Source organism: Pseudomonas wuhanensis (assembly GCF_030687395.1).
Classification (GTDB): Bacteria; Pseudomonadota; Gammaproteobacteria; order Pseudomonadales; family Pseudomonadaceae; genus Aquipseudomonas; species Aquipseudomonas wuhanensis.
Window position 1 is genome coordinate 2811244 of the sequence record NZ_CP117430.1, and the last position, 17106, is coordinate 2828349.

Genomic DNA, 17106 nt, shown 5'->3' on the forward strand with positions numbered 1-17106 from the left:
GCTGGGGGAACTCAAGCCCAGCCCCAGAATTGCAACCACCAGCCGAATCCCACCATGCCTTCGGCCAGGATCAGGCAAGCGATGGCGGACCCGCGTCGCACCTGGGAAAGACCTTCGCGGCTCAGCCGTTTCCAACCCAGAAGCAGGCTCCAGCCCATCGCGGCCAATAACAGACAGGCCCTGGCCGGTTGCACCCACTCCAGCAGCAGCCCTTCATAACGCAGTAGTTTGACGGTGGTGGCCGACAGCCCGAGGAACAGGCCGGCACCCCCCAGGGGCGTGAGTGTCAGCGCCAGGGGCCAATACAGAGTGCGATCCCGCGCCAGTCGGGCCGTCAGGCGCAGGAGCAGCATCAACGCCGTGCCGAGCACGATCGAACTCAAACTCAGGTAAGCGACGATGCTGAAACCGTCGAGCCAACTGAAGCTGTCGTTGAGCTGCGGGTAATGGGTCAGCAGCCACCAGGGGGCGTTGTCCTGCAGGGCCCAGAGTTGGTCGTGTTCGACCAGCCACTGCGCCAGGGATTGTTTGAGGGCAATAAACCATGGGCTGACCGTCCACTGAAATGCACCCATCGCCAAGCCGATCACGCCGAATAGCAGCAAACGTGTATCCCATGGGGACAGGGTCTGCGCCGTCGCGTGAAGAATCTCCTGATTGCTGGAGCGGGCGATCAGTTGAACGGCACCGCGTTGCCCGCTGCAGCGTCCGCAGGCGTGGCAATCACTGGCGCCTTGCAGGCGGCGGATATCGAGCAGGGGAGCGCAGTTGGGCGGCGGCAGGCGTGGTGCGGCATTTTCTAGCCAGCGTTGTTCGTCGACCTGAAAGTGCACAGGGGCCAGCCTTGCGAGCAGGGCGAAAACACCGCTGACCGGGCACAGGTAACGGCACCAGACTCGCTTGCCCCGGGCGAACAACAACCCGACGATGACCGCCGCGACAGTGGAACCGCCCAGAATCAACAGCGCGGCCTGGGCGTAGTCATAGACGCTGATCAACTGGCCGTAGAGGGTCGTCAGGCAGAACGCCAATGTCGGCCAGCCGCCCCAGCGCAACCAGCGCGGCACGCCCAGGCCTTTGCCGTAATGGCTGGCCCATTCGCTGAGCGAGCCTTCCGGGCACAGAACGCCACACCAGAGTCGGCCGAAAAACACCATCGACAGCAACACGAACGGCCACCAGATCCCCCAGAATAGAAACTGCGCGAGCAAGGTCAGGTTGTCGAGTATCCGTGCCTGGCTGTCCGGTAGCGGCAACAGCGCCGGGGCCACCAACAGCACCGCGTAAAACACGACAACAGCCCACTGCACCCCACGGATGACGGGCGCATGGCGACGCATCCCATCGCCCAGTCGTTGGAGCCATCGATTGCGCCGGCTCAGGTCGGGCATGGCAGGCTTTCCGCAGTCCGTTGCCGTAGCCAGCCGCCGACGGCCAGCCAATAACCGATCCACACCAACAAGGTCAGGCCACTGGGGCTTGCCCGATAACCGGCGAACCCTGCAAGAAAGCCACCCAATCCATGGCTGTCGTTCAGCAACGTGCTGCTGTCCCAAAGCGCTTCGCCAACGATGCGGTAAACCACGTCCGGTACATCCAGGGCGAGCAGTTGGCCGCCGATTCGCTCGGTGCCGCTGACCAACAACGCCGCGCCAAGCATGAGCAAGATGACTTCGCTGATGACAAAAAATCGTTGCCATGAAATGAATCGGCGACTGCTGTGCAGCAGCGTAATGGTCAGCGCCGACAGCACCAGCCCCAATACGCCGCCGACGGCAAACAAACCGAGCTGCGGACCTCGCAGCCGGGCACCGGCGCCATAGAGAAAGACCACCGTTTCGCTGCCTTCGCGGCTGATTGCGAGCATTGCCAGCAGTAACAGACCTGCGCCACCTTGTCGGGCCAGGTGGCTATCGGCGTGTCGTCGCAAATCGTGGTTGAGGCTGCGCCCGTGACGGTGCATCCAGCCGACCATCTGCACCATCAACAGGCTGGCAACCAGCGCGAGTGCGGCCTGGAACCATTCACTGGCCGACCCGCTCATGGCCTCACCGGCAAACAGAATCAACACCGCCAGCAGGCCTGATAGCATCAATCCCAGCACCACACCCGCCCACAGGTATTTGACCAGACGATTACCTTGGCCTTGCTGGCTGGCCCAGGCCTGGAGAATACCGATCACCAGCAACGCCTCGACGCTTTCGCGCCAGACGATGAACATTGATTGATTCATGGAAGCTCCGTGCGCTAACAGGTTATTTCGCGAGGATGCCGCCTTCGGGCAATTGCGGATTGAACTCGTCGAAAAAGGGGTAGTGACCGGGCCTCAGGGGGTGAATGACCACGAAGGTCGTTACCCCTGGCGACAGGACTTTTTCAACCCGCAACGGCGTGCTCTCGAACTCGGCCGGCCCTTGGCCGACGTTCTTCAGAACGATCTTGAAGCGCTGTCCGGCCGGCACCTCCAGCAAGGCAGGCGTGAAATGGCCATCGCGCAGGATCAGCTCAAAGCTCGGCAACTCGGCATGGGCCGTCAACGGCGCAACTGCTCCGGCCACCATCAGCCAGGCAAGATGCAGGCGCTTCATTCAATACCCGCCTTTTTTACCGATGCCGGCGTAGATGAATTCGTAGTGCAGTTCGCAGCGTTCGAACCAGGGGGCGACACCGGTTTCCTTATCGGTATGGCGCCCGAGGGAGCCATGACCGCCGGGTGGCAGGACGGTGAATGTCAGCTGATATTTACCGGGGCCAAGCAGCTTCACATTGTCGCCATAGTGCGGACCGTCATTGGCCACCATGGCATGGAAATCGCCTTTGATCTCGGGGTCGTTGCCGTGTTTTTTCAGGTTGAAAGAGACATTCAGATAGGGGACGAAGCTCCCCTCCTGAAAGCCCTGTCGATTGTCTGCTGTGGCCCGGATATCAGCTTCCAGGTGGACGTCGGAATCCGCGGTGGCGCGCATCATCCCCGCAGGTGCCATTTCGATTGGCTGCAAATACACCGCCCCGACTTCCAGCCCGGGACACAACTGTGGTTCCCCGATCGGGTATTCCTTGGCGTGAGCCAGTGGTGTGAGCAAGAGCAGGGCGAGTGATAGCGAAAAAGGGTTACGCATAATAGCTTCCTGAGCACTGACGAGTAGGAACCCGAGTCTAGGAAGCTTTGCTGCGAACAATAATGATTGTTATCAAGTTTTGAGCAATTAAACCGATGGCTCGTCACGTTGACGAAATCGCTGGGCCCGTTCGACGCTGTGGGTCATCTGTGCCGCCGCATGAACGGTCAAGGGATGCTGGGTAAAACCGGGTCTGGGGGAAATGTAATCGGCCATTTCCCGGGCAATGGCGAGCTGACGTTCCGAGCCTTCTGCCAGCAGCGCGATGACCAGGTTTTCCAAGGCAATCACGCGGACACGCAAGTGAACCAGTTCGGCGTTGGTCAAGGCGGGCGGGGCGGTAAACGCGTCGCCATCGATGGATGTTGCGGCGTTTTCGTCCCATGTCGACAGGGTTGGATGATCTGGTGCCCCAATGCTTGGGAAAGGGTTTTTATTGAGCATGAGCGACGTCTCCAAGTCTGTTCAGCCGTTAGAAGCTTAGCTGCAGGATCGCGATGGGGGAGGGAAGTCGCTGGATGTCGATTCTTGATATGTATCAAGGCTGGCATTGAACAAGGGCTGTAGGTTGGAAAAAGCCACTCAATGATTGGAGATCGGCATGGCCAAGAACTTCCCCGTTAACCCCAAGCACCCCGAGCGGATCTGTTGGGGATGCGACCTGTATTGTCCGGCCAAGGCCCTGGCGTGCGGCAATGGTTCCGAACGGACGATGCATCCGGCGGAGATGTTTGGAGAGGATTGGCACCTGCCGGGCGACTGGGGCCTTGATGCGGTCATTGCTACAGACAAGGTGGTGGATGACTTCCAATCACTGCCCGATGATGCGTTGCGAGTAAACCGCTTTTCTTAGGAGCCAGGCTTGCCGGCGAAGGCGCTCTTAAGGACGTCTTCGCCGGCAAGCCTGGCTCCTGCAGGTCCCGATTTAATATCAGGCGTGGGTGATGGAAAGGTCGCTGATGATGCACACCGAACCGTCTTCGGGGTCGGTGGTGTCGGAGTAATCGATCTGGTTGTACACGCCGCCATGGAAGGCCAGCGTTTTCGTGTCCCAGGTGTTGTCGAGGCGCATGATTGCGGAGGTCGATTTGACGCCGTTACAGCTCGCCGAAACGGAGACCGCGCCATTCGAATTGGCGTGAATGTTGATTTTGAAAAGTGCTCCGAGCGGCACGTTTTCCAGAACCGTCGTGTTCACCGGATTTTCTTGAAGATAACTCGACCGGAACCCCATGGTGATTCGGCCTTTGTTCCAAAACACTTTTACCGGTGGTCGCTCTGAACCCTGCACATGAATCTGACCGATCACGACCTTCTGCAGCGAGTTGACTTTCGTCAGCCGCATTTCTTGTCGATTCCAGTGGTCGGCAGCGCTGGCGAATAGCCAATAACCTGGCTCCTTCCACTCGCAGCGAGTGCGGTGCGTGCTTTTGCTCGAAGCGCCGAGCGTCGGCGCCGTCATTTGCAGCGAGCCGTCTGGAAGCATCGAAACGACTTCCGGGCATTCAAGCAGTGCTCGCCAGCCGATGAGTTCAAGCGCGATGGGGTTGGTGTCGGAGATGGGAAGCGGTGTAGCGATTGTGTAGTTGCTGATGTCTACGGTCATGGTCATTTCCCTATTTCATTTGATGTCACCCTTTGCTCAGTTGAGCCTTGCGTTTGATGTAGGCCTACATCCCACTGCCCACTCGATGAATGGGCAGAAGTGATGCTTTCGTTGTTGTCTTGGCTTGCAAATAAAAGTAGCAGTGCTGCTATTTAAAGTAAATAGCACTGCTAATAATTTTTTTGAAAGGCACAAAAAAACCCGCGCTTGGCGGGCTTCTAATCGATGAGCGCGTTCTACAGAGTGTCGAGTTGCGCCTGAAGTCGGGTCGCCGACTATTCAAATGCCTTATGCGGTCAATCAGCGGGCAAACATCCCCCACCAGAACACATGGCCCAGGATCACGATTTGCTGTTCCTGGATCTCGGCAAAGGTGTAGTCCTCATCCGGATGCTCGTCGCGATTGAAGCTGCGCAGGCGGAGGCCCGTCGGTAGTCGGTAAACCTGCTTCACACGTAGCTGACCGTTGTGGTTGATGGCGTACATATCACCGTCAACGATATCGCCCAGTGAGCTCTTGCCGACGTTGATGCCTACGGTTGCGCCGTCACGCAGCACTGGCAACATGCTGTTGCCGCTGACAGCCACGCACTTCGCGTTGCTGAACTGAACGCCGTTATGGCGAAGGTCCTTCTTGAAAAAGCGCAGCTGGGCAGTGTCGCTTTCCTCAATCACGAAACTGCCTGATCCGGCCGCCAGTTCCACTTCGCGCAAGAAGGGAACGTAGACCTCATCGTCATCCAGGGGAGTGTCGTCATCCCAAGGCTGGATGTCCGACATCAATACGCTTGGCTGGATACGCTCGGAAGACGGGACGCTGGCAACGGTCGACATCAGGCGTGGGCTCACTTCACTGGCATTAAAGCCCAAGGCTTTTGCCAGTTTCAGGAGTGCCTCGACGTTTAGCGGAACCTTGCCGGTGGCGTACTGACTGAAGGCGCTTTGGCCAGACCATCCGCAGGCCTCAGCCACATCCGCTTGAGTGAGATTTGATCCAGCCGCTTTGGCAGCAGACTTTCGCTGGTCGTAGATAGCCTTGAGCTTGATGCTTTCGGCGACTTCTTCAGGGGTAAGGGGGCGGCGTGTTTTCATGGTGACAAGAGTATTTGCAGAGCTGATATTTACGCAAGTAGCGCTGCTGGTAATTTGTTGCTTGAGGGGGCAGCGCTGCTGCTATCAAGGGTGGGTAATCAATGAAGTACCCTGCGGCTCTCTCCAATCCTGATCCGATCGAGCGCCCTGTTTAACGCATCCAAGGCATCGAGGAGGGCTTTCGCCTCAGCCTCCCGACCATCGCCCCAGAGGCGTTCAGCCATTTTGTTCAGCGCCTGGATAGAGCGCTCAATGTCAGCAGCCGTCGCTGCTTTGCTTTCCTGATGTTTCTTTGGCATTGATCAACCCTTCTTCAGGGCATTGCTTCATCAGCTTCAGCGTGAATACATCGCCCACCATAACACGTGGTCCGATGATGCTGATCTGCTGCTCCTCGATATGTTGGAGGAATAGCCCTCGTCCGGGTGCTCGTCACAGCTGAAAAGCGTTGCGTTGACGGCTGGGTTCGTGGGAAGCACGGCATGTCTCCAGTGTGGTGGCACCTGGCCGGGTCATGCGCCACCGATTCGGCCACTTCTGGATGCTCGACTGACCCGCATGGCAATGCTCGGCTTCACGCTGAGTGGTCTGGAGGAGGTCGATGGTGTTCTGTATGCGCAGTCTTGTTATTGCAGGGAGGCTTGATTGTGTATCGGTCGGCAGGAAGCCGGAGGAGGGTAAAAGCGGGTTAGTTCTGGAACACTTCCATAATAGTTATGGAACGCCTGTCGAGCGGCGAGATTTTCGCCAAAGGCCAGAAACGACAAAGCCCCGAAAAATCAGGGCTTTGTCGTTACAAATATGGCGGAGGCGATGTGAGTCACATCACGGTTTTCCATCATCAGCGATGCAAACCGGACCATGTCAAAGTCGGCAACCCTCTGCGTTGAATGCAAACGACCTAATATACGTTGCGTGCTCAGAGCGTCGATGTGGGCGTAGCGAAATCCTTCAATGCCATGACCTATCGACCCTATGGCAATCCGCACACCTGGAAGATGTTTGATTGGGATACGCAGTTGTCGTACAACTGAATGAGCTATGATGCGTAATCATTCGAAAAGCCGAGATTTTTGTTTTTGATGGACAAACAGAACATCCAACCCAGTGTTCGCCGCAGGCACCGAAGTCTGGCGGAGGAGTTGGTGACCGAACTTTCCCGGCGTATTTGCAGCGGTGAGCTCGCCCGTGCGACAAAGCTGCCCACTGAGTCTCAGGTCATGGAGGAGCATGGTGTCAGTCGCACGGTAGTGCGTGAGGCTATATCGCGTCTTCAAGCGGCAGGCCTGGTGGAAACCCGGCATGGCATCGGCACGTTTGTTCGGGACATCCCGAGCCCGAGCGGTTTTCGAATCGACCCGGCCAGCATTGTCACGTTGCAGGATGTATTGGCGGTGCTTGAGCTGCGCATCAGTCTGGAAGTGGAGGCTGCCGGTCTTGCCTGCGTGCGCCGTACCGACCAGCAACTGCAACTGATGCGTGACTCGCTGGACGCCCTCAACTCCAGAGCGGTCAGTGTCGAGTATGCGGTGTCCGCGGATTTCCAGTTTCATCAGCAGATCGCGTTGGCCACGGGTAACCGCTATTTCACTGACATCATGTTGCATCTTGGGGTCAGCATCCTCCCGCGCACGCGCCTGCATTCCACACGCGTGGTCAATGACAATCAGGAACCCTACCTTGAGCGTCTGAGCCGCGAGCATGAAGACATCTATAAAGCGATTGTCCGTCGGGATGCCGACGCCGCTCGTGCTGCGATGCGCCTGCACCTGTCCAACAGCCGCGAGCGGATGCGGCGCGCGTATGAGGCCGCAGAAGCCGAGGCGTTGAACGGCTGAACGCAGGCTTCAGGCTCGTGCCATGGGTTCTGGCAGACCTTTAACACCTGGATTCAAGGCGAACACACCGCCCGCTAAAGGCTGGTCACTGAGGTCGATGCCTTGCGGGCGAATCGAAGTGACAAATAGCGTGTCGAGTCGGGCGCCGCCAAAGGCACACATCGTCGGTTTCTTCACCGGCAGTGGCAGCGAGCGATCAAGTTTTCCTTCGGGCGTGAAACGCAGCACCAGGCCGGCATCAATCGCGCAGATCCAGTAGCAGCCCTCCGAATCAACAGCCGCGCCGTCCGGTCGACCCGGGTGGGCGTTCATGTCGACGAAATGGCGACGGTTGTGTGGCGTGCCGCTGTCGATATCGTAGTCAAACGCCCAGATGTGCTGCCGGGTTGAGTGCGAGTCGGACAGGTACAGGGTTCTGCCATCGGGGCTGAAGGCCAGACCATTGGGCACCACCAGACCTTCCACTTGCGCAGTAAGCTGACGGGTATCCGGATCGTAGCGATAGAGTGTCCCGACCGCGTCGGCGCCCATGTTGGTCTGCATCGTGCTGGCCCAAAAGCGTCCCTGGCGGTCGCAGCGTCCATCGTTGAAGCGCATCTGTGGCCGGGCATGTTCGACGCCGACGAGTTTTTCTGCACTCAGGCGACTGTCTGCCTGGGGCGCCAGCTTGAACATTCCACTTTCCTGCGCCCCCAGCCAATGACCCGCCGGACTACGGGCGATGCAGGCGAGCATTTCGTCCGCCTGCCAACAGTCAGTCTTTCCGTCTGGCTGCCACCGGTGCAAGCGCCCCGTGGGAATATCCACCCAATACAACGCATTCTCCTGAGCTTGCCAGACCGGACTTTCGCCCGTTGCGTTGCGTGCGTCGACGATGAGTTCGGCATTCATTGGTGTGTTTCCGACAGGTCACCGAACGGCCCGGCAGCCGTGAATGCTCCCCCTTGGAACAGACTGTTGGGATCGTCCGCGGCAGGCTTGGGTTGTTGCTCTATCTGCGCGCGAAAGACTTCCGAGCTGTCCTGCGGGGCAAAGCCCAGGTGAGTGGCATGGCGATTATTCCACCACTGATCACGGTTGTTGGAAACACCGTACACCACGCTGTGTCCGACATCGCTGGCCAGCAGGGCGCGCGCTACCAGGTGCTCCAGGTCTGGATAACTCAGCCAGGTCGAGAGCATTCGCAGATTGCGCGGTTCCGGAACGATGAGCCGATCCGCAAGCTCACCGTTTCGATGCCATAGCGGTGAAAGTAAAACGTCGCCATGTCCTCGCCGTAAGCCTTGGACAAACCGTAATAGCCATCCGGTCGGCGCAGGGAGTGAGCATCCAGTTCGACGTCTTGCGGGTAGAAACCGGTGACGTGGTTGGAGCTGGCAAAAACAATCCGCTTGACCCCGTGTTGCCGCGCCGCCTCATAAATATGAAAGGTGCCGCAAATATTTGCCGAGAGGATGTCTTCGAAGGGCCGCTCCACTGAAATTCCGCCCAGATGGACGATGGCATCGACGCCTTCGACCAGTGCCGCGACTCCGGCCTTGTCGGCCAGGTTGCAGCTGATCACTTCGTCGTGTTGGCCACGGCTGGGCGTCATGGGGCTGATGTCCGAGGCCCGGACGATTTCGGTGTGAGCCTGCAGGGTTTCTCTGAGGATCTGGCCCAGGCCGCCGGCGGCGCCTGTCAGCAGAATGCGGTTGAAGGGTTTGTGCGAAGCGGGTTGCGTGGTCATGGTCAGGTCTTCCATTGAACTATCGTTGCGTGTCGGTTTAGGGGCCTGACATTGCCTGGTGAACGATGCGCGATCGCCAGGCAGCATCGGGCCAGTTTTTACATGAAGTTGTACTGGACACCCAGGCGCCAGCGCGCCTGGCGATCGGGGGAGGTGGAGTCGACTTTTACGTCGCCGATTTCCATGAACGGCGCCCATTTCTTGGTGAGTTTGTATTTGACGATCAGGTTCTGTTCGTAATCGCTTTCTTGTTGTCGTAGCGGATGTAGTCGGTCTTGAAATAGATGAACTGATATTCGTAGGCCCACTTGTTCGCCGGTGTATACCCGAGCCAACCTTCAAAGCGGTTGGTGGTCTGGTCATCCTTGATGTGGTCGGGCATGTCTTCATTGACTTGGTCTCGATCCAGTTTCTTGGCGTCCAGGCGATAGCGCGTGGCGACGTAGAAGGCATCGTTGATTTTGTAGTTGTACTTGAGGCCGAACTTGTAAGTGGTCGAGTCCTTCGAGCTGTCCATCTGGAAGGCTGGGGTCAGCGTTGATTGCGCGCTGAGCTTGTAGTTGTAGCTGACTGTGAACTCATGGCCGTTGTTGACCATGTTGTCGTAGGCGACATCTTTGCGGTCACCGGCCGTGCGGTATTTCATCTCCGCTTCAAAGCCCAGTCCACTGTCCAGACGGTAGTTGAACTTGATTCGGTCAGCGTGGGCGCTGTCGTCCTCGGTGTACTGGTGGCGGTAGTTGATGCTGGCAGAGTCAGCGCTGACACAGAAGGGCAGGCTGAGGGTCGCGACAGTAACGAGCGTGCGTAGGGTGGTGTTCATACGGTCTTCTTTTTTGTTTTTGTTAGGGTCGTTTGACGTGTACTACGAGCAGCATGGTGTTGCGTAGGATCTCATTTGCGGCACTGATATACGTTATCGTACGACAAGATGACTCGTCTATGGGTTATTGCTGCTTTGGAAACATATTGTTACACATGTGCCATGTGAATAGGCTTTCAAAGAGGCTTGTTATTCCTTTGTTGTCTTTAAATACGGGCGTTTTGGTTGGATATGGAGGAAAAAGGCAGGGGTTGTAGGTTATTTATTGGGTCTTTTCATGCGTTGTACGATGACATATGATCGGCGACAACAGACGACATTCCTGTCACAAATCCAATAAGAAGGCTAAAGACGTCCATGAGAATCACAGCAGTCAACGTCCAGGTATTTGCCTATCCGACCCGCCGCGCAGTGGACAGCGCCGGTCATGCTCACCCCGGTGATGTCTCCCAAGCCCAAATGGCTTTGCTGCGCATCCAGACCGAAGACGGCAGCGAAGGCTATGCCTTCGGTGCGCCGGAACTGATTCGTCCTTATGTGCTGGACGGTTTTGTGCGCAAAGTGCTGGTCGGGCAGAACGCGTTTGATCGCGAGAAAATCTGGCACGACCTGGCGCACTGGCAGCGCGGCAGTGCCAGCCAGTTGACCGATCGTGCCTTGGCCTTGGTGGAACAAGCGTTGTGGGACTGGGCGGGGCGCAAACTTGGCGTGCCGGTACACAAGTTGATTGGTGGCTTTCGCGACAAGGTCCCGGCTTACGGCTCCACCATGTGCGGCGACGAATTGCCTGGCGGCTTGGCGACGCCAGAAGATTACGGGCGTTTCGCCGAAACCCTGGTCAAGCGTGGCTACAAGGCGATCAAGTTGCACACCTGGATGCCGCCCGTGTCCTTCGCCCCAAGCCCGCGCATCGACGTCAAAGCGTGCGCCGCCGTGCGCGAAGCGGTGGGGCCGGACATCGCCTTGATGCTCGACGGTTATCACTGGTACAGCCGCACCGATGCGCTCTACATCGGGCGCGAGTTGGAGAAGCTCGACTTTGCCTGGTTCGAAGAACCCATGATGGAAGAGTCCGCCGAGTCCTATGCCTGGCTGGCGGGCCAACTGGACATCCCGGTATTGGGACCGGAAACCCTGTCCGGCAAACACCTGAGTCGTGCCAGTTGGGTCAAGCACGACGTCTGCGACATCCTGCGGGCCGGTGTGGCCGGGGTTGGGGGGATCGCACCGTGTCTGAAGGTCGCGCACATGGCCGAATCCTTCGGCATGGATTGCGAAATCCATGGCAATGGCGCAGCGAACCTGGCGGTGGTCGGGGCGATAAAAAACTGCACCTGGTATGAGCGTGGGTTGCTGCACCCGTACCTGGATTACGACGAGGTGCCGGCGTACCTCAAGCGCCTGGTCGACCGATGGACAACGATGGTTTTGTGCACCTGTCCGATTTGCCGGGCCTGGGTGAAGAGATCGATTTCGAGTTTATCGAGACCCATACGCTTAACAGTTTCTGACGAGTACACGGGTTGCCCGGTGCATGCCGGGCCGTCCGAAAGCCCTATAAATATAAGAAAGGCACTCTCGCTATGAGCATTTTTCCTTCGCTGTGGGCGCGGGTATTGGTGGCCACCCTGGCGGTCGCCGCTGTACCTGTCGCCTATGCCAAGACGCCGGCCGATCAACTGATTGTCGGCATGAGCATGATCAACCTGCTGTCCCTCGACCCTGCGGCAGCCACCGGGCTGGATGTGTCGGAGATCAATGCCAATCTCTATGACATGTTGCTGGTGCAAGACGTCGCCCAGCCTGATCGCCTGCTACCGGCCCTGGCTGAACGTTGGCAGGTCAGCGATGACCGCAAGACCCTGACCTTCACCCTGCGCACCGGCGTGCAGTTCCAGTCCGGTAACCCCTTGACTGCCGAAGACGTCGCTTGGTCGCTGCAACGGGTACTCAAGCTCAACCTGGCGTTGGCCTCGACCTGGAAGGCGTACGGTTTCAGTGCCGAGAACGTCGAGCGCTCTATGCGCGCCACGGATGCCAATACCTTTGTCATTGAGTTGCCACGGCCGACCGATCCGCTGCTGGTGCTCAATACCTGGCGACCTCGCCAAGTGCGTTCATTCTCGATCGCAAGAAAGTCCTCGAACATCAGAAGAACAACGACATGGGCGCCGCCTGGCTGGTGACCCATGCGGCCGGCAGTGGGGCCTTCGTGCTCAATGACTGGCGTGCCAACGACGTGATTCTGATGAGCCGCTTCGACGGTACTGGGGTGGTCCTGCCAAACTCAAACGCATCGTCATGCGCAACATGACCGAGTCGCAGTCGTTGCGCTTGATGATCGAGCGCGGCGACCTGGACATCGCTAAAGGCATGTCCGCGCCGGATATTGAAGCCCTGCAAAAAGCGACAAGGTGCGCACGCAAACCCTGCAGCGCGGCACGCTCTATTACGTAGCGTTGAGTGTGAAGCAACCGATGTTCGCCGATGCACGCGTGCGTAAGGCGGTGCGTTCACTGATTGACTACCAAGGCATCAACCAGACCGTCATGCCGCACTACGGTAATCAATCAACGGCCGTTGCCACTGGGCCTCGCCGCACGCTTGCCCGATCCCGGTTATCGGCTGAATGTCGATGAAGCGAAAAAACTGTTAGCCGACGCGGGCTACCCCAACGGCTTCAAGACCACCATCCGCGTGCTGGCCGAGCCCCCCTTTATCAACATCGCTTCCAACTTGCAGTCGACGCTGGCTCAAGCCGGGATTGAGGCCAGCATCATCACCGGCACCGGTAACCAGATCTACGGCGCCATGCGTGAGCGCAGCTTTGACATCATCGTCGGACGCGGTGGTGGCGGGGCAGAGCGCCATCCCCACTCCAGTTTGCGCACGCTGGTGTACAACCCGGATAACCGCGACGAGGCCAAGTTGAGTAACTTCCAGGCTGGCGCACTTCTTTCTACAACCCAGTTGAACCAACTGATCGAGAGCGCTGAAGTCGAGCCTGACGCCAACAAACAACTGGTCCAGTACCGGAAAATCCAGGAGCAACTCGATCAACAGGTGGGCGCGATTTTGCCGGTTCGCAGATGACCGACACGGTGCTGATCTACGCCGATGTTGCCGACTTTCAGGCCACACGGCAGCGACCACGCGCTACAAGGATGTCTACAAGAAGCGCTGAAAACCGCGCGGGTGACCTCGCGTCTTGGCTACAGCGGTGACCGATTTATCAGGAGCTCACTATGTTTGTTATGACTGCCTCTGTCATGGGCGCTCGCGCTTCCAATACCGTCCAGCGCGCCACTACGGTGTTGGTGACGTTGCTCGGCCTGTTGGCCCTGACCTTTGTCATCGGCCGGGTCATGCCGCTCGATCCTGTACTGGCGGTGGTCGGGCCGGACGCGGACAGTTCCACCTACGACAGGTGTACCGGGCGATGGGGCTGGATAAACCGATCTGGACTCAGTTCGGCCTGTACCTCAACGACTTGCTCCATGGCGATTTCGGCAACGCGCTGTTGACCGGTCATCCAGTGCTCGACGATATCCGGCGGGTGTTCCCGGCGACCATCGAACTGGCGACCCTGGCCATTCTGTTCGGTGTTCTGATCGGTTTGCCGCTGGGCGTGTGCGCGGCCAGTAATCAGGGACGCCTTGGGGATCATGTGGCTCGGGTGATCACCTTGTTCGGTTACTCCACGCCGATTTTCTGGCTGGGCATGATGGGCCTGCTGGTGTTCTACGCCTGGCTGGGCTGGGCCGGCGGTGCCGGGCGGATCGACCTGGCCTATGACGGCATGGTTCCCGACGTCACCGGCCTGTTGTTGATCGACTCGGCCCTGGCGCGAGACTGGGAAGCCTTCGCCAGCGCCTTGCGCCATATCGTCCTGCCAGCGCTGATTCTCGGCTGAACTCGGTCGCTATATCAGCCGGATGACGCGCAGCTTCATGCTCGAACAGCTTTCCAGGAGTACATCATCACCGCCGGGTCAAGGGACTGTCACGTCGCCAAGTGGTCTGGGGGCATGCCTTTCGCAACATCCTCGTGCAGTTGCTGACAGTGGTAGCGCTGGCGTATGGCTCGCTGCTCGAAGGCGCGGTGCTCATCGAAACGTGTTTGCGTGGCCCGGTTTTGGCCAGTACCTGACCAGCAGTCTGATGCTCGGCGACATGAACGCGGTGATGGGCTGCGTGCTGGTGATCGGTCTGATTTTCGTCGCGCTCAATCTGATCAGTGATGCCTTGTACAAGGTCGATCCACGCACCCGTTAACGCGCAACGCAGCAGCACTAAAACTATAAAAAGAAGGATTCTTTAATGACGACTGCATTTACCAAACTGCACGCTGGCCTGATGGCGGCGGTCCTGGCTCTCGGGCCGATGACGCTGGCCAACGCCAAGACGCCGGCCGATCAGTTGATCGTCGGCATGAGCATGGTCAATCTGTTCTCCATCGATCCGGCCAATGCGCCCGGCCTGGATGCGTCCGGCGTCAACGCCAACCTTTACGACACGCTGATCAAGCGAGATCAGGGCAACCGGAAAAACACTTGCCGCAACTGGCCGAGCGCTGGGCGATCAGCGAGGACGGCAAGCAGGTGACGTTTCATCTGCGTCAGGATGTGAAGTTCCACTCCGGCAATCCGCTGACCGCCGAAGACGTCGCCTGGTCGCTGTACCGGGTGATGAAACTCAACTTCGGTCTGGCGACGACCTGGAAAGCCTACGGCTACAACGTCGATAACATTCAATCGCTGATCCGTGCCAGTGATGCCCACACCCTGGTTATCGATTTGCCGCAAACATGGACCCGCTGCTGTTGGTCGACTCGCTGGCGATCTCGCCCAGCGCCGTAGTGGTGGACCGCAAGACGGCATGGCGCATGAGAAAAATGGCGATCTGGGTGCCGGCTGGCTGGTGACCAACGAAGCAGGAAGCGGCCCATTCGTACTGACCAAATGGACCGCCAATGACTCTCTGCTGCTGACCCGTTTCGACGGCTATTGGGGCGGTGCGGCCAAGCTCAAACGTGTGGTGGTGCGTCACATGACCGAATCCCAGTCGCTGCGCCTGATGCTTGAACGCGGTGACCTTGACCTGGCCTACGGCATGGCCGCCCCAGACATTCGCGCCATCGACGGTTCGGAAAAAATTCAGGTGCAGTCGTTACCGCGCGGCACGATGTACTACGTGGCCATGAGCATGAAACAGCCTGAGTTCGCCAAGCCCGAGGTGCGCGAAGCGGTGCGCAACCTGATCGACTACAAGGCCTGGACGAACAGGTGATGCCGTATTACGGCAAGCTCAATCAGCAACCGATGCAACTGAGCCTGGAAGCGCGCCTGCCGGATCCGGGCTATCACATGGACGTGCCCAAGGCGAAAAAACTGCTCGCCGAAGCCGGTTACCCCGAGGGTTTCAGCACCACCATTCGTACGTTATCGGAGCCACCCTTCATCGACATCGCCGCGCGCCTGCAAGCGACGCTGGCCGAAGGCGGGATCAAGGCCAGCATCGTCACCGGCACTGGTAATCAGGTGTACGGCGCGATGCGTGCGCGAAATTTCGAGATCATCGTCGCCCGTGGCGCCGAGCGGTATCCGCATCCGTATTTCAGCCTGCGGACGTTCGCCTACAACCCCAACAACAGCGATGACGCCGGCTTGCCGAACTTCCAGGGCTGGCGTGCCTCGTTCTTTAACCCGCAGCTCAATAGCCTGATCGACCAGGCCGGGGTCGAACGCGACGGGGTGCAGCGGCTCAACCTGTATCACCAGGCGCAGGAACTCTACGACCAACAGATCGGGCCGATCCTGATGATTTCGCAGATGACCGACACCGTGGTCAGCGCTGCCGACGTCAAGGGTTCGCTGGCGATGATGCCGAGGCGACGCGTTACCTGGGCGTCTACAAGCAACGCTGAATGCGGCCGGTCGTGTCTGTGGACGCGCTGGGTGATCCTGAATTCAACCCGAGAACATGCCAATGATTGCCAACATGTCTTCTACCGATCCAACGCCAAACGGCAGGTGGATCGTACCCCCGGGTCCAGCTTCGATGCCTTGTGCAAGAGCGGCCTGAAAGTGCTGCACCACCTGTTGCGTAACCCAATGACCCTGGCCGGGCTACTGGTCGCGATGCTGTTGGTTGTGGTCGCGGCATTTGCCCCCTGGATAGCCACTCATGATCCGGTGGCGCAGAACCTCGCCAACGCGCTACAGGCGCCCGGCGCCGCTCACTGGTTCGGCACCGATGAATACGGCCGGGATATCTTTAGCCGGCTGGTCTATGGCTCACGCATCACCCTGTACATCATCACGCTGGTCACGGTGATTGTCGGTCCTATCGGCTTGTTTATCGGCACGTCTCCGGCTATTACGGCGGCCTCGTGGACACGGTCTTCATGCGCTTGACCGACATCTTCATTTCCTTCCCCAGCCTGGTACTGGCGCTGGCGTTTATCGCGGCCCTGGGTCCTGGCCTCGAACACGCGGTGGTGGCGATTGCCTTGACCTCCTGGCCGCCGATTGCGCGGCTGGCACGGGCCGAAACCCTGTCGTTGCGCAAGGCGGATTTCGCGTGGCGGTCGAGCTGCAAGGTCGACATCGCGAATTATCCTGCGGCACATTGTCCCGATGTGCATGTCGTCGGTGATTATCCGCCTGACCATGAACATGGCCGGGATCATCCTCACCGCAGCGGCGTTGGGCTTTCTCGGCCTGGGCGCCCAGGCACCGTCACCGGAGTGGGGCGCGATGATATCGACTGGTCGCCGCTACATGCTTGAGTGCTGGTGGCTGGTGGCTGTTCCAGGCGCGGCGATCATGCTGGTCAGCCTGGCCTTTAACCTGTTGGGCGACGGCCTGCGGGACATTCTTGATCCGCGCAGCGAGTAAC

Annotated in this window: 11 protein-coding genes and 7 pseudogenes; 7 read left to right on the forward strand and 11 right to left on the reverse strand. The window is 58.7% G+C overall.

Annotated elements, in window-relative coordinates; all coding sequences use genetic code 11:
• Positions 1–11: 11 nt before the first annotated feature.
• The 5 genes from PSH88_RS13145 to PSH88_RS13165 form a co-directional block, all read right to left on the reverse strand.
• Positions 12–1391: a 4Fe-4S binding protein gene (locus PSH88_RS13145; protein ID WP_305426568.1), complete on the reverse strand. Its 1380-nt coding sequence runs from the start codon at positions 1389–1391 to the stop codon at positions 12–14.
• Positions 1379–2233 carry an FTR1 family iron permease gene (locus tag PSH88_RS13150; RefSeq protein WP_305426569.1) on the reverse strand — a complete coding sequence of 285 codons (855 nt, stop codon included), beginning with the start codon at positions 2231–2233 and terminating at the stop codon, positions 1379–1381. Before PSH88_RS13150 ends, PSH88_RS13145 begins: the two co-directional genes overlap by 13 nt.
• A gap of 22 nt (positions 2234–2255) precedes the next feature.
• Complete coding sequence (locus PSH88_RS13155) at positions 2256–2588, reverse strand: cupredoxin domain-containing protein (protein ID WP_305426570.1); 333 nt, start codon at positions 2586–2588, stop codon at positions 2256–2258.
• Positions 2589–3119 carry an iron transporter gene (locus tag PSH88_RS13160; RefSeq protein WP_305426571.1) on the reverse strand — a complete coding sequence of 177 codons (531 nt, stop codon included), beginning with the start codon at positions 3117–3119 and terminating at the stop codon, positions 2589–2591. It lies immediately after the preceding gene.
• An 87-nt stretch (positions 3120–3206) separates the two neighbouring features.
• Positions 3207–3563 carry a hypothetical protein gene (locus PSH88_RS13165; RefSeq protein ID WP_305426572.1) on the reverse strand — a complete coding sequence of 119 codons (357 nt, stop codon included), beginning with the start codon at positions 3561–3563 and terminating at the stop codon, positions 3207–3209.
• A gap of 157 nt (positions 3564–3720) precedes the next feature.
• Here PSH88_RS13165 and PSH88_RS13170 point away from each other — a divergent pair, with 157 nt between their 5' ends.
• Positions 3721–3972, forward strand: a complete 252-nt coding sequence (locus PSH88_RS13170) for a DUF3079 domain-containing protein (RefSeq protein WP_305426573.1) — start codon at positions 3721–3723, stop codon at positions 3970–3972.
• A gap of 78 nt (positions 3973–4050) precedes the next feature.
• Here PSH88_RS13170 and PSH88_RS13175 read toward each other — a convergent pair whose 3' ends face one another.
• The 3 genes from PSH88_RS13175 to PSH88_RS13185 all read right to left on the reverse strand — a co-directional run bounded on the left by PSH88_RS13175 (position 4051) and on the right by PSH88_RS13185 (position 6116).
• Complete coding sequence (locus tag PSH88_RS13175) at positions 4051–4725, reverse strand: polysaccharide lyase family 7 protein (RefSeq protein WP_305426574.1); 675 nt, start codon at positions 4723–4725, stop codon at positions 4051–4053.
• Positions 4726–5025: 300 nt separating this feature from the next.
• Positions 5026–5817 (reverse strand): XRE family transcriptional regulator, encoded by a 792-nt coding sequence (locus PSH88_RS13180; RefSeq protein ID WP_305426575.1) that lies wholly within the window; start codon positions 5815–5817, stop codon positions 5026–5028.
• Between the two features lie 98 nt (positions 5818–5915).
• Positions 5916–6116 (reverse strand): hypothetical protein, encoded by a 201-nt coding sequence (locus PSH88_RS13185; protein WP_007895617.1) that lies wholly within the window; start codon positions 6114–6116, stop codon positions 5916–5918.
• Between the two features lie 783 nt (positions 6117–6899).
• On the opposite strand from PSH88_RS13185, the gene PSH88_RS13190 reads away from it, so the two are divergent.
• On the forward strand, positions 6900–7655 hold the full coding sequence (locus PSH88_RS13190; protein WP_305426576.1) for a FadR/GntR family transcriptional regulator: 756 nt from the start codon (positions 6900–6902) through the stop codon (positions 7653–7655).
• A gap of 9 nt (positions 7656–7664) precedes the next feature.
• Here the strand turns inward: PSH88_RS13190 and PSH88_RS13195 are convergent, their stop codons facing one another.
• The 3 genes and pseudogenes from PSH88_RS13195 to PSH88_RS13205 all read right to left on the reverse strand — a co-directional run bounded on the left by PSH88_RS13195 (position 7665) and on the right by PSH88_RS13205 (position 10207).
• Complete coding sequence (locus tag PSH88_RS13195; protein WP_305426577.1) at positions 7665–8546, reverse strand: SMP-30/gluconolactonase/LRE family protein; 882 nt, start codon at positions 8544–8546, stop codon at positions 7665–7667.
• Positions 8543–9384, reverse strand: a pseudogene (locus PSH88_RS13200) (NAD-dependent epimerase/dehydratase family protein). The gene PSH88_RS13195 and the pseudogene PSH88_RS13200 overlap by 4 nt, the downstream one beginning before the upstream one ends.
• Positions 9385–9482: 98 nt before the next feature.
• Positions 9483–10207, reverse strand: a pseudogene (locus PSH88_RS13205) (oligogalacturonate-specific porin KdgM family protein).
• Positions 10208–10564: 357 nt separating this feature from the next.
• Here PSH88_RS13205 and PSH88_RS13210 point away from each other — a divergent pair.
• The 5 pseudogenes from PSH88_RS13210 to PSH88_RS13230 all read left to right on the forward strand — a co-directional run bounded on the left by PSH88_RS13210 (position 10565) and on the right by PSH88_RS13230 (position 17105).
• Positions 10565–11718 (forward strand): annotated as a pseudogene (locus PSH88_RS13210) (mandelate racemase family protein).
• 72 nt (positions 11719–11790) lie between these two features.
• Positions 11791–13391: pseudogene (locus PSH88_RS13215) on the forward strand (ABC transporter substrate-binding protein).
• Positions 13392–13476: 85 nt separating this feature from the next.
• Positions 13477–14481: pseudogene (locus PSH88_RS13220) on the forward strand (ABC transporter permease).
• A 45-nt stretch (positions 14482–14526) separates the two neighbouring features.
• Positions 14527–16132: pseudogene (locus tag PSH88_RS13225) on the forward strand (ABC transporter substrate-binding protein).
• Positions 16133–16194: 62 nt separating this feature from the next.
• Positions 16195–17105, forward strand: a pseudogene (locus PSH88_RS13230) (ABC transporter permease).
• Position 17106 lies beyond the last annotated feature (1 nt).

What these genes read in the sequence shown, in the direction of transcription:
- PSH88_RS13155 (WP_305426570.1), bottom strand. Translation starts at nt 2,588, where the DNA reads ATGAAGCGCCTGCATCTTGCCTGGCTGATGGTGGCCGGAGCAGTTGCG.
- PSH88_RS13195 (WP_305426577.1), bottom strand. Translation starts at nt 8,546, where the DNA reads ATGAATGCCGAACTCATCGTCGACGCACGCAACGCAACGGGCGAAAGT.
- PSH88_RS13145 (WP_305426568.1), bottom strand. Translation starts at nt 1,391, where the DNA reads ATGCCCGACCTGAGCCGGCGCAATCGATGGCTCCAACGACTGGGCGAT.
- PSH88_RS13165 (WP_305426572.1), bottom strand. Translation starts at nt 3,563, where the DNA reads ATGCTCAATAAAAACCCTTTCCCAAGCATTGGGGCACCAGATCATCCA.
- PSH88_RS13160 (WP_305426571.1), bottom strand. Translation starts at nt 3,119, where the DNA reads ATGCGTAACCCTTTTTCGCTATCACTCGCCCTGCTCTTGCTCACACCA.
- PSH88_RS13150 (WP_305426569.1), bottom strand. Translation starts at nt 2,233, where the DNA reads ATGAATCAATCAATGTTCATCGTCTGGCGCGAAAGCGTCGAGGCGTTG.
- PSH88_RS13170 (WP_305426573.1), top strand. Translation starts at nt 3,721, where the DNA reads ATGGCCAAGAACTTCCCCGTTAACCCCAAGCACCCCGAGCGGATCTGT.
- PSH88_RS13180 (WP_305426575.1), bottom strand. Translation starts at nt 5,817, where the DNA reads ATGAAAACACGCCGCCCCCTTACCCCTGAAGAAGTCGCCGAAAGCATC.
- PSH88_RS13190 (WP_305426576.1), top strand. Translation starts at nt 6,900, where the DNA reads ATGGACAAACAGAACATCCAACCCAGTGTTCGCCGCAGGCACCGAAGT.
- PSH88_RS13175 (WP_305426574.1), bottom strand. Translation starts at nt 4,725, where the DNA reads ATGACCGTAGACATCAGCAACTACACAATCGCTACACCGCTTCCCATC.
- PSH88_RS13185 (WP_007895617.1), bottom strand. Translation starts at nt 6,116, where the DNA reads ATGCCAAAGAAACATCAGGAAAGCAAAGCAGCGACGGCTGCTGACATT.